At 71.3% G+C, this 14617-nt stretch carries 12 protein-coding genes and 1 pseudogene; 5 read left to right on the plus strand and 8 right to left on the minus strand.

Annotation, left to right across the window (positions count from 1 at the left end; genetic code table 11):
• Positions 1–7: 7 nt before the first annotated feature.
• The 4 genes from ACZ62B_RS35825 to ACZ62B_RS35840 form a co-directional block, all read right to left on the minus strand.
• Positions 8–406 (minus strand): peptidase inhibitor family I36 protein, encoded by a 399-nt coding sequence (locus tag ACZ62B_RS35825; protein WP_344565440.1) that lies wholly within the window; start codon positions 404–406, stop codon positions 8–10.
• Positions 407–533: 127 nt separating this feature from the next.
• Entirely contained in the window at positions 534–1046 is a 513-nt protein-coding gene (locus ACZ62B_RS35830) for a hypothetical protein (protein WP_344565442.1), read from the minus strand.
• A gap of 83 nt (positions 1047–1129) precedes the next feature.
• A complete protein-coding gene (locus tag ACZ62B_RS35835) occupies positions 1130–1780 on the minus strand; it encodes a CHAP domain-containing protein (protein WP_344565444.1) in 651 nt (216 codons plus the stop codon).
• A 259-nt stretch (positions 1781–2039) separates the two neighbouring features.
• Positions 2040–5912: an nSTAND1 domain-containing NTPase gene (locus tag ACZ62B_RS35840; RefSeq protein WP_469693621.1), complete on the minus strand. Its 3873-nt coding sequence runs from the start codon at positions 5910–5912 to the stop codon at positions 2040–2042.
• A 285-nt stretch (positions 5913–6197) separates the two neighbouring features.
• Between ACZ62B_RS35840 and ACZ62B_RS35845 the strand changes: the two genes are divergently transcribed.
• Positions 6198–6323, plus strand: a complete 126-nt coding sequence (locus ACZ62B_RS35845; protein ID WP_469693623.1) for a hypothetical protein — start codon at positions 6198–6200, stop codon at positions 6321–6323.
• Positions 6324–6426: 103 nt separating this feature from the next.
• Here ACZ62B_RS35845 and nadA read toward each other — a convergent pair whose 3' ends face one another.
• Positions 6427–7611 carry a quinolinate synthase NadA gene (gene nadA / locus ACZ62B_RS35850; RefSeq protein WP_344565448.1) on the minus strand — a complete coding sequence of 395 codons (1185 nt, stop codon included), beginning with the start codon at positions 7609–7611 and terminating at the stop codon, positions 6427–6429.
• A 301-nt stretch (positions 7612–7912) separates the two neighbouring features.
• Here nadA and erpA point away from each other — a divergent pair, with 301 nt between their 5' ends.
• A complete protein-coding gene (erpA, locus tag ACZ62B_RS35855) occupies positions 7913–8269 on the plus strand; it encodes an iron-sulfur cluster insertion protein ErpA (RefSeq protein WP_020939558.1) in 357 nt (118 codons plus the stop codon).
• 86 nt (positions 8270–8355) lie between these two features.
• Here the strand turns inward: erpA and ACZ62B_RS35860 are convergent, their stop codons facing one another.
• A complete protein-coding gene (locus ACZ62B_RS35860) occupies positions 8356–10038 on the minus strand; it encodes a hypothetical protein (RefSeq protein ID WP_469693625.1) in 1683 nt (560 codons plus the stop codon).
• Between the two features lie 162 nt (positions 10039–10200).
• Entirely contained in the window at positions 10201–10416 is a 216-nt protein-coding gene (locus ACZ62B_RS35865; RefSeq protein ID WP_344565456.1) for a hypothetical protein, read from the minus strand.
• A gap of 129 nt (positions 10417–10545) precedes the next feature.
• Here ACZ62B_RS35865 and ACZ62B_RS35870 point away from each other — a divergent pair, with 129 nt between their 5' ends.
• Complete coding sequence (locus ACZ62B_RS35870) at positions 10546–11520, plus strand: carbohydrate kinase family protein (RefSeq protein WP_344565458.1); 975 nt, start codon at positions 10546–10548, stop codon at positions 11518–11520.
• A gap of 266 nt (positions 11521–11786) precedes the next feature.
• Here the strand turns inward: ACZ62B_RS35870 and ACZ62B_RS35875 are convergent, their stop codons facing one another.
• Positions 11787–13175 (minus strand): cysteine desulfurase/sulfurtransferase TusA family protein, encoded by a 1389-nt coding sequence (locus ACZ62B_RS35875; RefSeq protein WP_344565460.1) that lies wholly within the window; start codon positions 13173–13175, stop codon positions 11787–11789.
• 287 nt (positions 13176–13462) lie between these two features.
• Between ACZ62B_RS35875 and ctaC the strand changes: the two genes are divergently transcribed.
• Positions 13463–14422, plus strand: coding sequence for an aa3-type cytochrome oxidase subunit II (gene ctaC, locus ACZ62B_RS35880; RefSeq protein ID WP_344565464.1), 960 nt, complete (start codon positions 13463–13465; stop codon positions 14420–14422).
• A pseudogene (locus ACZ62B_RS35885) lies at positions 14419–14617 on the plus strand (aa3-type cytochrome oxidase subunit I); the annotation flags it as partial. The gene ctaC and the pseudogene ACZ62B_RS35885, both read left to right, overlap by 4 nt.

Below are 14617 nucleotides of genomic sequence, written 5' to 3' on the forward strand. Positions count from 1 at the left end.
GACGTGGTCAGCACTTCCACGTGTGGCTGCGGACGAAGGTGCCCGCTCCCTTGAGGTTGAGCTTCCTGCCCTTCGGGACGCAGACCACCTTGGTGCCCTTCATCCCGGTCTTGGTGTAGATCGACACCGGCTTGCCGCTCTTGCCGTTGTTGAAGACCGACTGCACCCGTGTCTTCTTGGACCAGCCGCAGACGGAGCTGCCGCCCAGCCAGTCGGGGTCGTCGATCTGCCAGCCGCAAGGGCCGCCCTTGCCGTTGTCGAGGGGGTACGCGCAGAAGGCGCCGGGGGTGCAGGTCCACGGGTCCACAGGTGCCGCGTCCACCGAGGCCGGCGTGGCGAGGGTACCGACGACGGCGGCCGCGGCGAGGCCGACCGCCATGCGTGCTTTCCTGGTCAACTGTCCCATGAGGTCTTCTCCTTGGTTCCATGTGTCGGGCCTGTTCCGCTCGGTCACGGTCCGGGTCCGGGACGGCGAGCCGGGGCGGAAGCGGCGCCCGCGCCCCGGCCTTCGTGCGAGCGGATCGCGGTCCGGTTCAGACGCGGCCGTGGTAGTAGGTGATGTCCCAGTGACTGCCCTCACGGGCGTAGACGTTGCCGCCCGGGGACTTGTAGAGGAGGGCTCCGTCACCGCGCTTCCCGGCGTATCGGAAGCGGTCGGCGATGTACTTGTTCACACAGGTGTTGAGAGCGATGTCGATCTTGTAGCCGTTGTAGTGGCTGTAGGTCCCGGCGGCGTGGCCGCGCTCGGTTCCACCGGTGACGCGGATCGCGCACCTGGTGGCCTTCTTGAAGGCGATGACGCCGGCGATGCTTGCCTTGTTGATCTTCTCGAACGAGGTGCAGTCGGTCCTTTCGCGGTTCGAGCAGCCGCCGCTCGAGGACCAGTTGACACCGGCTTTCCTCAGTTGTGCCGCGGCCTCCGCGTGGGTTTTGTATTTCGCCGGTGCGGCGGCTTCGGCGGAGGCCGCGGTGCCGGTGAGGACGGCCGCCGCGGAGAGGACGGCGAATCCCGCGCGCAGGGAGCGGCTCAGGGGTGTGATCGGCATGATGTCTCCGGGGGACGGGTCACGTGGTTCGGACGGCGGGGCGCCCGGTGGGGTGATGCTGCGGTTCCGGGCCGACGGCGCCGCTACTTCGGTGAGGCGAAGCCCTGGAACTTCTTGTTCTTGATGTAGGGGCCACCGGTGTTGCGGGTGTCGTTCCAGTCGTAGGACCGGCGGGTGACGCTGTCGGTGCCCTGGCCGGCGTTGCCCTCGATGGTGGTGACGGTCCGTCCCCTGACGGCGACGACGACTCCCACGTGACCGAACCTGACGTCGGCGTTGTCGGACCACACCAGGACATCGCCCGGCTGCGGCAGTCGCCGCACGTCGTACTTGTGGAAGCGGTTGCCCAGGCCTGTGCGCCACTGCTGGGACGCCTGGTACTTGGCGGGCACTCCCCGCTTGCCCCACATGGCGGCGGCGAAGTGACCGCACCACTGCTGGCCGTTGTAGTCGTTGTATTCGTTGAGGTTGCGGCCGCCGAGGTAGTTGTTGTCACCCTTCGGCTTGCTCAGGCGGACGGACCCGTTCTTCGTGACCTTGTACTTGGTGGGCTTCGTGAGTGCCTGGTCGGCCCTGGCCACGATCTGCTGCCTGCCCGGTGCGACGGACGACGCGGAGGGGGCGGTCGCCTTTCCGGCCTCGGCGGGCTCGGCCTGCGCCGACCCGGTGGCGAGGCCCGCGGCGAGCAGGGCGCTGAGGGCCAGGGAGGTGAAGCGGCTGGTGTTGCCGGACATCTGAGGGTGCTCTCTTCCGTGGTGTGTGGTTCCGGTCGACCGGATGCGCCGGGAGGGCTCGGGCGGCAGCTGTGTTCGCGGTCCGCCCGGTGACGCAGCGGTCTTGGCGACGACTTGAGTTTCGGGACGGCCACCGGGCGGGGTACAGGGTTTCCCGCTGCCCCCGGTGTGACGGTGTGGTTGGTAAACCCGTGCCGACCTCGCCCGATGCGCGCAGGGGTGACAGAGCTCGGGCAGGTGGCGGTCGGCCCGGGTTCCGCTACGGGCAGCCCGGTTCGTAGGGAACCCCGGGCAGTGCCCTCTTCCACGTGGGCTGGTCGGTGCCTCCGACGACCCGGCAGACCTGCCGCAGGACCGCCTTGGTGTCGAGGCCCCACCGGCGGATCGTGCCGTCTTCCGCCGCGGAGACGACAGGCCCGTCGTCACCCAGGAAGGCGACGTGACGGACGGGCCCCTCGTGTCCGCTGAGGGTCCGCAGGAGACGGCCGTCCGCCGTGTCCCAGATACGGATGGTGCGGTCCTGGCCGGCCGTGGCGAGCCGTGTGCCCGAGCGATTGAACGTGGCCGTGAGCACGCCACCGGTGTGTCCGGTGAGTGTGCGGGCCCGGTGCTCGCCTTTCGGCCGGGCCCAGAGCCTGACCGTGTGATCCCAGCTGACGGTGGCCAGCACGCCGCCCGGGCCGACCGCGATGCCGAGGACCTGATGGCGGTGGGGCAGCCGGCGCAGTACCCGGCCACTGCCGTAGTCCCGGACCACGGCCTGCGAGTCGAGGCCTCCGGTGACCACGGTGTTCCGGTCGGGGAAGGCGATGCTGCGCACACCGTCGGTGTGACCGCCGAACTCACGAAGCCGTACGGGACGGTGACGGGAGCCGGGCTCCGGCAGGCGCCACAGTCGGGCCGTATGGTCGTCGGAGCCCGTGACCAGCAGACGCCGGTGTCCGGGACGGAAGGCGAGCGACCTGACGGTGCGTGGGTGTGCGGACCATTCGGTGACGGGTCGTCGCGGGTCCGCCGTGCGCCAGACGCCGACCCGGCCCTTCTCGTCGGCCGCGGCGACCAGGGATCCGTCGTCGCTGAACGCGACAGCGCGAACGGGAGCGCGGCCGCCGGCGTTCCCGGAAAGGCGGCGCGCGTCTCCCGTGCTCAGGTCGACGAGGCGTGCGGTGCCGCCGGTCCCCGCGACGGCCAGGAGCCGGCCGTCGGGTGACAGCGCTCCGTCGAACCAGGGCTCGCCGCGTCCGACCAGGCCGAGCGTGGCGGTGGGCGTCCACAGTCGCACCGTTCCGTCCTCACCGGCGGTGGCGACGGTGCGGCCGTCGGGCGAGTACTCGACCCCCCAGACGAAACCCCGGTGGGCGGTCAGGGTGGTGAGGCGGCGACGGGTGGCCAGGTCCCAGACCACTGCGACGTCGTCCTGGCCCGCGGCGGCCACGAAACGGCCGTCGGCGGAGACGGACACGTCGACCACCGAGTCCGTCAGCCCTTCGAGCCCGGCCACCTTGCGACGGGTCTCCGTGTCCCAGACCGTGACTCCGCCGTCCCATTCACCGGCCACCAGCCGTCGGCCGTCCGGGGTGAAGGCCAGCGCCCAGACGGCCTCCCTCTTGTCGTTCTTCAGCTGGACGGTCCGGCCGCTTTTCGGGTCGAGCAGCCACAGGGAGCCCGTCTCCCCCGCCACGGCAGCCTGACCGCCGTCAGCCGTGAGCGCAGCCGAGTACAGGCGCCGGCCCAGCGGGACGGAACGGACCGGGGCGGCGTTCCGGGATGTGGTGTCGAACTGCTTCACCACGCCGTCGTCGGAGACGGACAGCAGGACCTTCCCGTCCTCGGACGCCACCAGGGAGTTGATCCGCTTTCCGTGCCGGTCGGCGAGCAGGGACGGCGCGTGCACACCGTTGACCCTCGTCAGTTCACCCTGTGCGTTTCCCCAGACGATCACCCCGGTGTCGGGAACCACGGTCACGGCCCGCACGGCCGCGCCGTCGGAGAACTCCCGTACCTGCCGCCGGGAACGGACGTCCCACACCCGGACCGTTCCGTCCCCGCCCCCGGACACGAGGTGCCGGTTGTCACCGGTCCACGCCACCGCGCGGACGGAACCGGTGTGCCCCTTCAGGGCTCCCGCGTACGGATGGGCCTGGGTGCTGAGCAGGGCGCTCGCGGACGCGTCGGTCCGCTCGCCCGCCCAGGCCGATGCCGCCAGAAGCAGAGCGGACTGGGAGTTGCCGGCGACGCTGGGGACACCGAGCAGCGCCAGCTTCTCGTTGAGGCGTGCCGTGCGTTCCCCGGCGGCCGCCTCACGGCTGGAGTGCACCGCCGTCACCGTGCTGGCCAGGGCGACCGCGAGCAGCGCGGCGAGAGCCACCACCAGGCGGCGCAGGCGCTGGGTGCGGCGTCGCTCACGCTGCTGCTCCTCCTGCTCCCGGGCCTGTGCTGCCAGCAGGAAGGCCCGCTCGGTCTCCCCCACGGCCGCCAGAGCGTGTCCGGCGGCGTCCTGGGCGGTGGCAAGGCGGTTGCCCCGGGGCAGCAGCCCGGGGTCACGGCCTTCCGCCTCCCACTGCCGGGCGGTCTCCCTCAGCCGGTGCCGGGCACGCAGCGCCACGGCGTCGGCGTCGATCCAGTTCCGCAGGCGCGGCCAGGCACGGAGGACGACTTCGTGGGCAAGGGTCACACTGTCACGGTCGGCGGTCAGCAGACGGGTACGTGTGAATTCCTCGACGACCCCGTCGGCCTGCTCGCCGACGCCCAGGGTGAGTTCCTCCCTGGTCGCATGGCGGCGTGTGGCCCGCCCGTCCTCGTCGACACGGACCAGGCTCAGCAGAACGGCCCGCGCCGTCTCCTTCAGGTCGGCGGGCAGACGCCCGTACGCGACCTCCGCGCTGGCCGACACCGCCCGGACGATGCCACCGGCCTGCTCGTATCCCTCAAGGGTGAGCCGTGTCCCGTCGCGTTCCTGCCACGTCGTCAGGAGCGCGTGTGACAGCAACGGCAGCACCCCCGGCCCGTTCCCGCCCCCGGCGGTGCCGTCCGCGGTGACGGACCTCTCGGCGGAGGCCGCGGCACCCAGGTCGCGCAGGATCACCTCGACGAGGCCTGGCTCGAGTTCCAGCCCCGCGGCCTCGGCCGGCTTCGTCACCGCGGCGCGGATCTCACCCGGACTCATGGGTTCCAGCGGGAACTGCCCCTCCCGAAGGGTCTCCGCGAGTTTGGGACGGGCGAGAGCGGCCCCGTAGAAGTCGGCACGCATACCGAGGACGACCAGCGCCGCCGGATGCTGCGGCCGCCCGTCACGTCCCGCGCCGCCCGGCACGGCCGACAGCGCGTGCAGGACGCGGATGAACCGGATCCGTTCGGCGGGGCTCTCGCACAGCGTGAAGACTTCCTCGAACTGGTCCACGATCAGTGCGAACCGTAGGTCCTTCTCGGCTGTCGCCCCATCCTGGGCGAGGCGGTCATGAACCGGACGGGCCGGACCGCGAGGGCCGTCCTCCGGAGCGTCCGGGTCGTCCAGGGAGCCCCGCAGTGCCTCCGGGGCCACCCCGAGCGTGCGCGACAGGAGATCCGACAGGCGGTCGACGGGGTGTTCACCGGGCCGCATCGTGAGCACCGGCCACCGGTGCGATCCGCGCACCGGGAGGGCGCCCCGGAACAGCGCCGGTACCAGGCCCGCTTGGAGGAGCGAGGACTTGCCCGTGCCGGACGCGGCCACCACCATGGTCGGCCCCACGCCGAGACGCGCGGTCACCACCTGGATCAGCGCGGCCGTGGCCCGTTCCCGGCCGAAGAACCGGTTGGCGTCGGTCGTCTCGTACGGGGCGAGCCCCCGGTACGGGCACTCGCCTCCGTCCCCGCCCTGCCGGCGCTGCGCCGGCACCATGGATACGACGAGACGCCTCAGCAGACCGCCGGTGTCCAACGCCGTGTCGCACGCTTCCGACACGGCGAGGGTCAGAGGCTTGTCCCCGTTCTCGACTCGCGACAGGTAGCCCTTCGTGTAGTGGACCCGTTTCGCGAGATCGGCGAGCGAGACACCTCGCTGCCGACGCAGCCGCCTCAGTTCCTGCCCGGGATGGACGCCGGGGCGGTGCACTTCGCCGCTGGACGCCCCGTCCAATGGTGCATTGATCATGCTCTGCTAAAGGAGACCGGGGCGACAAAGTAGCTCTGTGACCGGCGGAGCAGCCGATCGGGTGATGCGAGGTCCGCTCCCGGCGCGTGCTCTCCGGCTTCCCGTCGGCGGTGCCGCCGTCGCGGTCGACGGGCATCCGGCCGGTGCCCGCGCCGGCTGCCCGGTGTGGTGTCGCTCGCGCTCCACGCCGACCGGTTCGTCCCGGCCGACCACCGGGCGGACCCGCCGCGGCGTGCGCGGGTCGGTCCAGGCCCTGGAGAAGGACGTCCGGGCCCGGACCGCCGCGTGGAACGAAGACCTCGGACCGTTCGTCCGGACGAGACGGCCGAGGAGATCCTCGACCCCCTCGCCCCGTACCGCAGGTCGATCTCCACGACCAGCAAGCATGCCCGGAGCCCGGAGCCGACCTGAGGCGACAACCGGGTCCGGACCCGCCTGCGACCGTCCCGGACGGTCGAAACGGCTCGGAGGGACCTGGCGATCCGTCACGAAGGACCAGGGCCAAGACTCGGCGTTACGGCAGCGCCAGCATCCGCTCCAGCGCCAGCTTCGCGAACGCCTCCGTCTCCTTGTCCACCTCGATGCGGTTGACCAGGTTGCCCTCGGCGAGGGATTCGAGCGCCCACACCAGGTGGGGGAGGTCGATGCGGTTCATGGTCGAGCAGAAGCAGACCGTCTTGTCGAGGAAGACGATCTCCTTGCCCTCGGACGCGAAACGGTTCGCCAGGCGGCGGACCAGGTTCAGCTCGGTCCCGATGGCCCACTTGGAGCCGGCCGGGGCCGCCTCCAGCGTCTTGATGATGTACTCGGTCGAGCCGACGTAGTCCGCGGCGGCGACGACCTCGTGCCGGCACTCGGGGTGGACCAGGACGTTCACGCCGGGGATGCGCTCGCGCACGTCCTCGACCGAGTCCAGGCTGAACCGGCCGTGCACCGAGCAGTGGCCGCGCCACAGGATCATCTTCGCGGCGCGCAGCTCGTCCGCCGTCAGCCCGCCGTTCGGCTTGTGCGGGTTGTAGACGACGCAGTCCTCCAGGGACATGCCCATGTCGCGGACGGCGGTGTTCCGGCCCAGGTGCTGGTCGGGCAGGAAGAGCACCTTCTCGCCCTGCTCGAAGGCCCAGTCCAGGGCCCGCCGGGCGTTGGAGGAGGTGCAGATGGTGCCGCCGTGCTTGCCGGTGAAGGCCTTGATGTCGGCGGAGGAGTTCATGTACGAGACGGGGACGACCTGCTCGGCTATCCCGGCCTCGGTCAGCACGTCCCAGCACTCGGCGACCTGCTCGGCGGTGGCCATGTCGGCCATGGAGCAGCCGGCCGCGAGGTCGGGCAGGACCACCTTCTGGTCGTCGCCGGTGAGGATGTCCGCCGACTCGGCCATGAAGTGCACACCGCAGAAGACGATGTACTCGGCCTGCGGGCGGGCGGCGGCGTCGCGGGCCAGCTTGAAGGAGTCGCCCGTGACGTCGGCGAACTGGATGACCTCGTCGCGCTGGTAGTGGTGGCCGAGCACGAAGACCTTGTCCCCGAGCTTCTCCTTGGCGGCGCGGGCGCGCTCCACCAGATCCGGGTCGGACGGGGAGGGGAGGTCGCCGGGACACTCCACACCGCGCTCGCTCTTCGGATCGGCCTCACGGCCGAGGAGCAGCAGGGCGAGGGGCGTCGGCTGTACGTCGAGCTCCTGGGTCTGGGCGGTGGTCACGACACGCACCCTTTCTGTTCTGGCGACTACTTCTCGTCCGACTTCTCGTCGAAATGACGCTATCTATCATAACCGGTTCACGTCACTTTGACGACGGGCCATAGCGTCCATGTGACGGGAATCCCTGAGGGCGCCGATCCATTCCCGGAAGGGCCCACAAGGGCCGGTTTCCGCTTCCTACGGCGTGTGCGAGCATGAGGAGGGAGGCGAGGAAGACACGCGCCCGGCCCGGAATGAATCCGCGGTCCCGCCGGTTGCAACCGTCGGCAAGCAGTCTCCGTACAACCCGGGAGAGATGTAGATGTCCGTATCGGACGAGACCACCACCGTCACCGACGGCATCGTCCTGACCGACGCCGCCGCGTCCAAGGTCAAGGCCCTGCTCGACCAGGAAGGCCGTGACGACCTCGCCCTGCGTGTCGCCGTCCAGCCCGGCGGCTGCTCCGGCCTGCGCTACCAGCTCTTCTTCGACGAGCGCTCGCTCGACGGCGACGTGGTGAAGGACTTCGGCGGTGTGAAGGTCGTCACCGACCGCATGAGCGCCCCGTACCTGGGCGGCGCCACCGTCGACTTCGTCGACACCATCGAGAAGCAGGGCTTCACGATCGACAACCCCAACGCCACCGGCTCCTGCGCCTGCGGCGACTCCTTCAGCTGAGCCGGATCCCCGTCCCAGGCAGCACATGACGAAGGCGGCGGCCCCCTCCGAGGGGGCCGCCGCCTTCGGGTTCTCCTCTCCCGCGGCTACCGGGTGGGCGGCGCAGGCAGCCGGGCACCGTCCTTCCACAGCGGGACCGGCTCACCGTCCGTGCCCACGACCTCGCGGTCACCGAGCGGCGCGTCCAGCCGCACCGTCTGCTGGTACTGCTTGGCGATCAGGATGCACACCTTGTCCGGCCAGGGCGTCTCGGTCACCCGCACCGTCACCCGGTCGCCGTTCTCACGCGCCGTCGCCTCGTAGTCGGCGCACACGCCGCCCGTGAAGGTCACGGTCAGCTCGTCGCCCTCGGCGGTGTAGCCCTGGACGTCGACATCACGGGTGGACGGTGCCGCGGTCGGCTCATCGCCGGGCCCCGTGGGCCGCGGGCTCGCCTCCCCGGACCCGGACTCCGTCCGCGGGGCGAGGAACTCCGGATCGACCGCCGGATACGTCACCGTGAAGGCGTCCTCCGCCCCCTGGGGCCGTACCTCGAACAGCCAGGACGGCACGAGCGCCGGCCGCCCGTCCACGGAGTGCGAGGCCAGCCCGAACACCGCGTCGCCGACCGTCACGGTGTCGCCGGCCGGCTTCGTCGCCGGAGCGCAGGTCTCTCGCCGCCCGTCCTCCAGCGGTACGGGACCGGCGCAGCCGCCGATCTCCGCGCGCTGCCCCGAGCCCGGCGCCGCGTTCAGCAGCTTCAGCGCGTCGGCGGCGCTCACCACGGGGTAGGTGTCCCCCTTCACCGGCTCCGTGAGCCGGCCGTTGCCGCCGACCACCTCGCCCCCGGCGCCGACGACCACGCCGGTCGTCCAGCCGTGGGTCGGCAGCCCGCCGACCTCGGGGTCGGCGTTCACCACGCGCTTGCCGCCCATGATCTGACCCGCGTCGAGCTTCGCGTCGTCCTGGCCCACCGCCTTCAGCACGGGCGCGGCGGCCTTCCTCGCGACGGACTCGCTCACGACCGGACCGCCCGTGGACGGGGCCGAGCACGTCGCGCCCTTGCAGTTGTCGGTGCCCGGGTTGTTCCGGCTGAACGTCCAGGAGCCGGGAGCCTCCCGGTCCACCCGCAGCGTGGGCCCCGAACCGTCCTTGCCGCCGATCCGCCAGGACCCGCCCTCCGCCACCGGCTTCCCCTCCAGCCCCAGGGCCTTCGCCAGCGTGACCACCCGGTCCTCGGTGACCTGCCCCCGGACGCGGTACACCGGCGCCGAACCGGGACCCTCCGGGAGCGAGCCGTCGGCGCGGTAGACGACGCCGTAGGGGTTGGGCTCGCCGGGGGCGATCCCGTTCGTGGCGCCCTCGGAGTGACCGTCCAGGTCGAGCGGCGGGGGAGTGGCGTCACCGTTCGCCCCCGGAGTCGTACCGCCCCCGGAGTCCCCGGAACCACCGGAGGCGCCGGAGGCGAGATAGGCCCCGCCGCCCCCGACCAGCAGCACGGCGGCGGCGACGGAGGCGATCAGCAGGGACGGACGCCGCCGTCCCGCCGCCGGCTCGTCCGCGCCGGGACTCGGCTCGTCCTCCGGGGCCTCTCCGGCGGGGGTGCCGGTGGTGGCTGCTTCAGCCTTCCCGGCATCGGCATCGGCATCGGACGCGCCGTCGGCCGGTTGTGCCGTACCCGGCTCGGGGGCGTCCGTCTCCCCGTCGTGGCCCGAAGCGCCCCCGGAGTCGGGCGCGCCACCCGGGGCGGTGCGCGCCTCGTCGTCGTTGTCGGGTCGCTCGGTGTTCACCGCATCGCTCCTTCGGCTGCGCGACTGTCCCGGAAGGACCCTTCCCGGTGGTGCCGGGACTGCTCGTGGGTCGTATCCCGCATCCCCTTTACGGGGGACAGCGATGGGACGCAGCGGGGGAGCGCGCGGTTCCCCGAGGGCGCCGGACCGGCCGGCGCCGGCTCAGTCGCCGTACTCGGCCATCGCGTCCAGCAGCCGCGCCGAGCCGGGCGGCACGGTCACGCCGTGGATCGAGGACGGGGGGACCGGCCGGGCGGCCACCCGGTCGGGCACCGCCCAGTGGGGGACCATCCGGGCGCAGTCGCCGCGCAGCGACGCCAGGCCGCCTTCGAGGTCCGCCGGGGCGGGGGCGGGGGTGTGGGCCCTGGGGTTCGTCATATCGGCACCGTAGACACGGAGAAGGTCACGAAGAAAGATCTACTATCGGGTAGTTTAGTCCGCTTCTGCGGGCCCTCCCCAACCGGTAGCGTGAAGTGTCAAACCGCCTCCCTCAGGAGAATCCACGCCGTGCGCATCGCAGTCACCGGCTCCATCGCCACCGACCACCTCATGACCTTCCCCGGGCGCTTCGCCGACCAGTTCGTCGCGGACCAGCTGCACACGGTCTCGCTGTCGTTCCTGGTCGACCAGCTCGACGTACGCCGGGGAGGCGTCGCCGCGAACATCGCCTTCGGCATGGGCCAGCTCGGCACCCGGCCGATCCTGGTCGGCGCGGCCGGATCCGACTTCGCCGAGTACCGCGCCTGGCTGGACCGGCACGGCGTCGACACCGGCTCGGTGCGCATCTCCGAGACCCTGCACACCGCCCGCTTCGTGTGCACCACGGACGCCGACCACAACCAGATCGGCTCCTTCTACACGGGCGCGATGAGCGAGGCCCGGCTGATCGAGCTGAAGACTGTCGCCGACCGCGTGGGCGGCCTCGACCTGGTCTCCATCGGCGCGGACGACCCGGAGGCGATGCTCCGGCACACCGAGGAGTGCCGGACCCGCTCCATCCCCTTCGCCGCCGACTTCTCCCAGCAGATCGCCCGGATGAACGGCGACGAGATCCGGATACTGCTGGACGGGGCGACCTACCTCTTCTCCAACGAGTACGAGAAGGGGCTCATCGAGACGAAGACCGGCTGGAGCGACGCGGAGATCCTCGGCAAGGTGGGCCACCGTGTCACCACCCTCGGTGCGAGGGGTGTCCGCATCGAGCGGGCCGGCGAGGAGACGATCGAGGTCGGGTGCCCGGACGAGGAGCGCAAGGCGGATCCGACGGGCGTCGGCGACGCGTTTCGGGCGGGGTTCCTGTCGGGGCTGGCGTGGGGGGTTTCGCTGGAGCGGGCGGCGCAGGTCGGTTGCATGCTGGCGACTCTTGTCATCGAGACGGTGGGTACGCAGGAGTACCAGTTGCGGCGGGGGCACTTCATGGAGCGCTTCACCAAGGCGTACGGGGACGAGGCGGCGGAGGAGGTTCGGGGGCATCTGGGCTGAGTCGTCTCGGGTGCGGGTGCGGGTGCGGGTGCGTGGGGGCTGGTCGCGCAGTTCCCCGCGCCCCTGAAAGACGCGCAGTTCCCCGCGCCCCTGAAAGACGCGCAGTTCCCCGCGCCCCTGAAAGACGCGCAGTTCCCCGCGCCCCTGAAAGATGCGCAGTTCCCCGCGCCCCCCAAAAGACGCGCCGTTCCCCGCGCCCCTGATGACGTGCTGCTCCCCCCTGCGCCTGGGGTGCGCGGTTCCTCGCGTCCCCGAGGCGAGGGGGTTCAGTTCGTTCGGCGGACCATGTAAGCCGTTCCCCGGGGGGTCGGTTCTTCGCCCGCGTACTCCTGGCCGCGCATCTCGCACCAGGCCGGGATGTCCAGGCGGGCCGCCTCGTCGTCGGCGAGGACGCGGATCGTGCCGCCCAGGGGGACGTCTCCGATGACCTTGGCCAGTTCGATGACCGGGATCGGGCAGCGCCGGCCCAGGGCGTCCACCACCAGGGCCTCGTCCTTCTCCTCCGTCGGGACGGGGCCGGTGGACACCGGCGCGCCGAGCTTCTCCCTCACCCCCGACACCACCTCCGGCAGGACGGACAGGAAGCGCTCGACGTCCTCCTCCCGCGTCCCCGACGGCAGCGAGACCCGGATGTTGCCCTCGCTGAGCACGCCCATCGCCCGCAGCACATGGCTCGGCGTCAGCGTGCTGCTCGTGCAGGACGACCCGGACGACACGGAGAAGCCGGCCCGGTCCAGCTCGTGCAGCAATGTCTCCCCGTCGACATAGAGACAGGAGAAGGTGACGATCCCCGGCAGCCGCCGCTCCGGATCCCCGACCACCTCCACGTCCCGCACCAGCCCCGGCACCCGCGCCCGGATCCGCTCCGTCAGTTCCCGCAGCCGTGCCGCCTCCTCGGCGGCCTCCGCCCGCACCGCCCGCAGCGAAGCCGCCGCCGCCACGATCGCCGGCAGGTTCTCGAACCCGGCCGCCCGCCCCGACTCCCGCTCGTCCCGCGGCCCCTGGGGAGCGAACCGCACCCCTTTCCGTACGACGAGCAGCCCGGCCCCCGACGGACCGCCCCACTTGTGGGCGCTCGCCGCGAGCAGCGACCAGTCGCCCTCCACCGGCCCCCACCCCAGCGACTGGGCCGCGTCCACCAGCAGCGGCACCCCCGCCGCCCGGCACACCTCGGCGACCTCGGCCACCGGCTGCACGGTCCCCACCTCGTGGTTGGCCGACTGCAGACAGGCCAGCGCGGTGTCCGGCCGCAGGGCGTCCGCGTACCCGGACGGGCTCACGGCCCCCGTGCGCTCCACCGCGACCTCGCTGACCGATCCTCCGCCGGCCTGGTGAACTTCCGCCGCATGGAGCACGGAAGAGTGTTCGACCGCTGACACGATCAGGTGACCTCCGACGCGCCGTCGCCCGGCCAGCGCCCCCGCGATCCCGGAGTGCACCGCCCGCGTCCCGGACGACGTGAACACCAACTCGTCCGCCCGGCACCCCACCGCCTCCGCGACCGCCTCCCGCGCCGCGTCCAACAGCAACCGGGCCCGCCGCCCCTCCCGGTACAACCGCACCGGATCCGCCCACCCCTCATCAAGAGAGGCCATCAGGGCCTGCCGGGCGACGGGGTGGAGGGGGGCGGCGGAAGCGGCATCGAAGTAGGACATACAGCAACGCTAAGCCCCGTGAGGGCAGCATCCCCCAGGGGCGCGGGGCTGTTTCGATATGCGGCTCCGCCGCGTGGGCGCGACCGGCCACGAACAAACCCGCACCCGCCAAACCAGCGAACCACCCCACCCACTAGGCCCCCCTCCCCGCAACCCCTCGGATGGCGTCGGCTAGGGTTTGGTCCGCATAAACATCCAAACCCCTGCCCGACGCAGGGCGGCGACCGACCAGCGAGAAGGCAGGCCGCAGCCAATCCGCGCGGGCGAGACTCTCGGGAAGGCGCTACGTGAGTCCCAACGGCTCCGACCGCTCGCCGCGGCGCCCGATGCGGCGGAAGCTGCTGCAGGCACTGACCGCGGGCCTGGTCCTGGCGACCGCCACCGGTTGCACATGGGAGGACTTCCCCCGCCTTGGTATGCCCACCCCCACCACGGAAGAGGCTCCGCGGATCCTCTCCCTGTGGCAGGGATCCTGGGCCGCCGCGCTCGTCGTAGGCGTGCTGGTGTGGGGCCTGATCCTGTGGAGTGCTTTCTTCCACCGGCGCAGCCGCACCAAGGTGGAGGTTCCTCCGCAGACCCGGTACAACATGCCCATCGAGGCGCTGTACACGGTGGTTCCGCTCATCATCGTCTCGGTGTTCTTCTATTTCACCGCGCGTGACGAATCCGAGCTGCTGAGGCTCGAGAAGAAGCCCGACGTCACGGTCAACGTGGTCGGCTTCCAGTGGAGCTGGTGCTTCAACTACGTCGAGAACGTCGACGGTTCCACGGGCGACGCCAAGAAGGCCGAGGAACTCGACGCGATTCCGAACCGCTACAAGGAGGCCTTCCCGGCCGACGCCGGCGGTGTCTACGACTGCGGTACCCCCGGTACGCGGAACCCGCAGACCAACAACCCGGGCCCCACCCTGTGGCTGCCCGAGGGCAAGCGCGTCCGCTTCGTGCTGACCTCGCGTGACGTCATCCACTCCTTCTGGGTGGTGCCGTTCCTGATGAAGCAGGACGTCATCCCGGGCCACACCAACGCCTTCGAGGTGACCCCCAACCGTGAGGGCACCTTCCTCGGCAAGTGCGCCGAGCTGTGCGGCGTCGACCACTCCCGGATGCTGTTCAACGTGAAGGTCGTCTCCCCCGAGCGCTACGAGCAGCACCTCAAGGACCTCGCGAAGAAGGGGCAGACCGGTTACGTTCCCGCCGGCATCGCGCAGACGAGCCACGAGAAGAACCGGGAGACGAACCAACTGTGAGCATCCTCAACGAACCCCAGGGTGCCGCCGCCGCAGCTGAGGACTCGTACGAGAACGAGCTGCCGGTACGGCGCAAGAGCCCCGGCAGCGTCGCGGTGAAGTGGCTGACGACCACGGACCACAAGACGATCGGCACGCTGTATCTGGTGACGTCGTTCGTGTTCTTCATCATCGGTGGCGTGATGGCCCTGGTGA

The sequence above is a fragment of the Streptomyces sp. NPDC053426 genome, from assembly GCF_055585405.1.

Excerpts from the sequence above, each read along its gene's own strand:
- ACZ62B_RS35825 (WP_344565440.1), bottom strand. The coding sequence starts at position 406 with ATGGGACAGTTGACCAGGAAAGCACGCATGGCGGTCGGCCTCGCCGCG.
- ACZ62B_RS35840 (WP_469693621.1), bottom strand. The coding sequence starts at position 5,912 with ATGATCAATGCACCATTGGACGGGGCGTCCAGCGGCGAAGTGCACCGC.
- ACZ62B_RS35830 (WP_344565442.1), bottom strand. The coding sequence starts at position 1,046 with ATGCCGATCACACCCCTGAGCCGCTCCCTGCGCGCGGGATTCGCCGTC.
- ACZ62B_RS35875 (WP_344565460.1), bottom strand. The coding sequence starts at position 13,175 with ATGTCCTACTTCGATGCCGCTTCCGCCGCCCCCCTCCACCCCGTCGCC.
- erpA (WP_020939558.1), top strand. The coding sequence starts at position 7,913 with ATGTCCGTATCGGACGAGACCACCACCGTCACCGACGGCATCGTCCTG.
- ACZ62B_RS35835 (WP_344565444.1), bottom strand. The coding sequence starts at position 1,780 with ATGTCCGGCAACACCAGCCGCTTCACCTCCCTGGCCCTCAGCGCCCTG.
- ACZ62B_RS35865 (WP_344565456.1), bottom strand. The coding sequence starts at position 10,416 with ATGACGAACCCCAGGGCCCACACCCCCGCCCCCGCCCCGGCGGACCTC.